This window comes from uncultured Legionella sp. (genome assembly GCF_937871865.1).
Taxonomy (GTDB): domain Bacteria; phylum Pseudomonadota; class Gammaproteobacteria; order Legionellales; family Legionellaceae; genus Legionella.
On sequence record NZ_CALMPD010000180.1, the window covers coordinates 1 to 4,474 of the forward strand.

A 4,474-nucleotide genomic window follows, 5' to 3' on the forward strand; every position below is an offset into this window, starting at 1 on the left:
ATCAACTAAGGGTCTATCTTCCCGTAATCCATCACCTAATAAACGAGACAACCTCGCTCTTTGCGCTAACTCATCTCGCTCTGCTTTTTTCTCTTGGATGCGCGCATCTCCCAAGCGAATCTGTGCCAAACGCAAGTCAAGCTCAGCTCCAGCACCTGCTTCAACGCGCTTATCAATTGCTGTGACAATGCTTTGATTCAATGTAACCAGTTTTTTGGTAACCAAACGCCATTGGCCGGCATAGTAGGCATCAACGTAGGCGACTCCTACAGTTACATAAAGAGCTGCTTTCTGAACCTGAATTTGTGCTAAAGAAGCTAAATAGTCAGCATAAGTAGCCTTCTTTAAATAGCCCAAACGATTTCCCAATGGAATTGGTTGTGTAATCGATGCAGTCGTTTCTGCCGACTCATAGCTTGAATAAACACCAGAGCCACCGAAGTTCTCAGCAGTTAATGTAAGCTGAGGGTTAGGATAAAGCCCGCTTTGGATGAAAAAACCGCGCATCGCTTGCGCTTTATCAACCTCAGCCTGGAGTTCTGGATTATTTTTATAGGCAATGTCTAAAGCCTGTTGAAATGTCAGCGGATTCGCTGCATGAACTGGGTGCAAGATAAACGTTAAAAGAAATACTTTAAGAATTAATGCTCGCATCCCTGTTCCAATCAAAGTTATTTGAACTGACGAATTAAAATAGTATCAAACTCTTAATGAAGATCCCATCCCATAGCCAGGATTAATCTATCACACAAGGCATATTAACTTATTAAAATTATTAGAAATAATTAAGCAATAAATGGAATTAGCTAATATATAAGTTAAAATTGATTATATAAAATTACTTGAATCAGCTTTAAGTACCTAGGAATTAGAATGCAAACGGATTTCAAACCTACAGCAAAGAAGCCATCCAAAGAGCGATCGTTATGGTTAGCCCTAATATTGACCGGCGGATTTCTTATTGCCGAAGTAATCGGTGGAATCGTAACCGGAAGTCTCGCGTTACTCTCAGATGCCGCTCATATGTTAACCGATGTAACTGCTCTGGTTATTTCTTTAATTGCGATTTATGTGAGTAAAAAACCGGCCGATACATTACGTACTTTCGGATATTATCGATTCGAAATTTTAGCGGCTGCATTCAATGCTATTCTTCTTTTTTGTGTTGCCCTATTTATACTCTTTGAAGCATATCAACGCTTGAAGCAGCCACCTGAAATTTATTCAACGGGAATGCTAATTATCGCCCTCCTTGGCTTAGGCGTTAATTTAATTTCAATGAAACTCTTATCCCATAATGAAGAAAAGAGCTTAAATCTTAAAAGTGCATATCTAGAAGTCTGGAGCGATATGCTCAGTTCTTTAGGGGTTATCATCGCAGCACTATTAATCCAATTTACTCATTTAGCGTGGATCGATTCTTTAGTTGCTGTGTTAATAGGCTTATGGGTACTACCACGTACCTGGTTACTATTAAAAGAAACCATAAATATTCTTCTTGAAGGAGTTCCAGAAGGCATTGAAGTAAGTAAAATTACATCAGCGATAAAATCAATACAAAATGTACTGGATGTTCATGATCTGCATATATGGGCAATTACCAGTGATAAAGTCAGCCTTACTGCTCATTTGGTAGTGCAAGAAGGCGACGCGGAAAAAATTAGAACGCAGGTTCAAGATATGCTCTTATCTGAATTTAATATTACTCATACTACGTTACAATTAGAGAGCAGCAAATCAGCTAATTGTGAAGTGCATTGATCAGCACATACGCCGAGACTACTGAGTCAGAGTAATTATCACAGAACCACCTGATTTTGTTCTCATATTATTCTTCTAAACATGTAGCAAGAAGAACCTGTTGTCTATAGATTACCAATCGCTCAAAAGAGGCTTATCTATCCTAAAATCAGTTTCAATACAGCTATATACATGATACAAAATATATTCTGTTCTTGAGGAATATTTTATGAATTTAACGATAATGAGATTTATTGCCGTTACAATCCTTTTCTTCCAAATATTAATTGTGAAGGCAGAACCATTAACTGTTGGCATTGTCTCCTACGATCCACCTTTTGTTGTTCGAGCAAGCACAGATCACTATTTTGGCTTTGATGTAGAAATAATGACGCGATTATGTGCTGAAATGCAAGCACAATGTGCATTCAAACCAATGCCATTTAATCAACTCTTTGCTCAATTGAATAAAGGCACCATCGATTTAGCTATTGCTTCGATTACCATTACGGAAGACAGACAACAAAAATATTCCTTTAGCCTCCCCTACCTAGTAAGTAATGCTCGCTTTATCACAAATAAAAAAAATGCATCCTTAACGATGAACGATTTGAATAAGAAAACTGTTGGCGTGATCGAGGGAAGCATATACAAAGAATGGTCTAATACAAAATTACCAGGAGTTTCCATTAAAGAATACCCTACTAGCGAACATCTAATTAAGGCATTAAATGACAATGAGATTGATGCAGTATTAATGGATGATTACTCTGGGGATTATTGGCTGACGAATAGTAAAAATTCATTTACATCGATAGGAAAACCATTTCTCGTAGGCTCCGGCTATGCGATCATGGCAAAAAGTAACTCGCCCTTATTAATACAAAAGGTTGATGATGCTCTTAAAAAGATCACCAATGATGAATTTTATATTTCGTTATATCGTAAGTACTTTCATACCATTCCAACACACCCATAATTTGAGAGAAAAAGGAGAATTGTAGCGTGAATTTAGTACTTTTAAGGAAATCGTCTATCATATATCTATGTTTGCAATTTTTATGCTCATGCACTCCGGTATTAGAACAAAATAAATCAAGTGATTCCTCGACTAAGAACAACGCAGGAAAGAGTTATCATCCACACAGTCATGTAGGACGTTAACACTACATTCGCTTACGCTAATAACAATTTACAACGGTATAGTTTTAATAGGGAATATGAAAACACTCCGACTAAAGAAAATACATCGCCCGCCATTTGAATGTATTGCTCTTGTTTTACAAGGAGGTGGCGCTTTAGGGTCTTATCAAGCCGGAGTCTATGAGGCACTTGATGAAGTGGAACTCTATCCTGACTGGATAGCTGGCACATCCATTGGTGCTATTAACGCAGCAATAATTGCAGGCAATCCAATTGAAGAGCGTGTCGCTATGCTGCGGTTATTTTGGGAAAAAATCACCTCTAATCTATTGCTAGATTGGTCTGCTGCAATAGCGCCTCAAATTGCGGGACGAGATATTTACAACCAAACCAGCTCATGGCTAAGTTTGATTAATGGGATTAATGATTTTTTTACTCCTCGTAGTCTTAATCCTTTTTTCTATGCAGAAGGAACGAGTGCCGCTACAAGCTTTTATGATTTATCTCCATTGAAAGCAACGTTAGAACAGTGTGTTGATTTCGATCGCATCAATAAAGAACCAATTCGATTTAGTGTTGGAGCCGTCAATGTGTCTTCAGGTAATTTTATTTATTTCGACAATACAAAGCATACTATTCGAGCAGAACATATATTGGCAAGCAGCTCCCTTCCCCCAAGTTTTGCTCCAACAGAAATTGATGGGGAGTTTTATTGGGATGGCGGTTTAATTTCAAATACTCCACTTGAATGGGTGGTTCAAGGTGACACGCGCCAAGATACTCTCGCATTTCAAGTGGATCTTTGGAATGCCCAAGGTGAAGTGCCGAATACCATTTTTGAAACATTAACACGCCAAAAAGAAATTCAATATTCCAGCAGAACAAGAGCTAACACAGCCCATTTTCAACAACTTCAAAGCATTCGCTGCGCCCTTGCAGGATTGCTGTCGAACCTACCAATTGAATTAGCGTCAAGTAAAGAGGCTGCTCTTTTGAGGGAAATGGCTGATCACAAAGTTTATAATATAGTTCAATTAATCCATCGACCCGAGAATTATGAAGGACATTCGAAGGATTATGAATTTTCTGCGTTGTCGATCAAAGAACATTGGGCTTCAGGATATAAAGACACAGTCAAAACTCTTCAATGCCCACAAATCTTTAAACCTCCCTCTCATGAAGAAGGTGTTCTTACGTTTGATTTAACTAAAAAATAAATTAAACCAAATTAAAGGTTCTGCATCATTTGATAATTTGAGATAACAAATTGATTATTTAAATGGCAAAAGATTTTTTGATTTAAATAATTCCCCTACATCTTGATAAAATTGCTATGTGGGGAATTTGCGTATTTGAGTACGACACAGTTATACATCGTAGTACATTTGTAGTGGTTTCCTGCGATATAAAGTTATATTAAATCAATCACTTAAAGAAAGACTGAGTGATTGAAAATCCTCGTGTCGGCGGTTCGATTCCGTCTCTGGCCACCATGATTTCTCTAGTAAAACCATGGTGTTACCCCAAAATCAATCGGGCTCTTTCCCATTTAAGGGGGCAGCTTTAATCATCCGCAGAGCACCTTAACACG

General features: G+C 37.9%; 4 protein-coding genes. 3 read left to right on the forward strand and 1 reads right to left on the reverse strand.

What is annotated here, in order from left to right:
- On the reverse strand, positions 1-654 hold a 654-nt coding region (locus tag Q0495_RS09705), incomplete at its 3' end, for a TolC family protein (protein WP_298625466.1).
- Positions 655-873: 219 nt separating this feature from the next.
- On the opposite strand from Q0495_RS09705, the gene Q0495_RS09710 reads away from it, so the two are divergent.
- The 3 genes from Q0495_RS09710 (at position 874) to Q0495_RS09720 (ending at position 4,100) form a co-directional block, all read left to right on the forward strand.
- Positions 874-1,761, forward strand: a complete 888-nt coding sequence (locus Q0495_RS09710; RefSeq protein ID WP_298625469.1) for a cation diffusion facilitator family transporter — start codon at positions 874-876, stop codon at positions 1,759-1,761.
- Between the two features lie 208 nt (positions 1,762-1,969).
- Positions 1,970-2,719 carry a transporter substrate-binding domain-containing protein gene (locus Q0495_RS09715; RefSeq protein WP_298625472.1) on the forward strand — a complete coding sequence of 250 codons (750 nt, stop codon included), beginning with the start codon at positions 1,970-1,972 and terminating at the stop codon, positions 2,717-2,719.
- 241 nt (positions 2,720-2,960) lie between these two features.
- Complete coding sequence (locus Q0495_RS09720) at positions 2,961-4,100, forward strand: DUF3734 domain-containing protein (protein WP_298625475.1); 1,140 nt, start codon at positions 2,961-2,963, stop codon at positions 4,098-4,100.
- The last annotated feature ends 374 nt before the right edge of the window (positions 4,101-4,474 follow it).

Bases quoted from the DNA above. Each gene is read 5' to 3' on its own strand.
- Q0495_RS09720 (WP_298625475.1), top strand. From the start codon at position 2,961: ATGAAAACACTCCGACTAAAGAAAATACATCGCCCGCCATTTGAATGT.
- Q0495_RS09715 (WP_298625472.1), top strand. From the start codon at position 1,970: ATGAATTTAACGATAATGAGATTTATTGCCGTTACAATCCTTTTCTTC.
- Q0495_RS09710 (WP_298625469.1), top strand. From the start codon at position 874: ATGCAAACGGATTTCAAACCTACAGCAAAGAAGCCATCCAAAGAGCGA.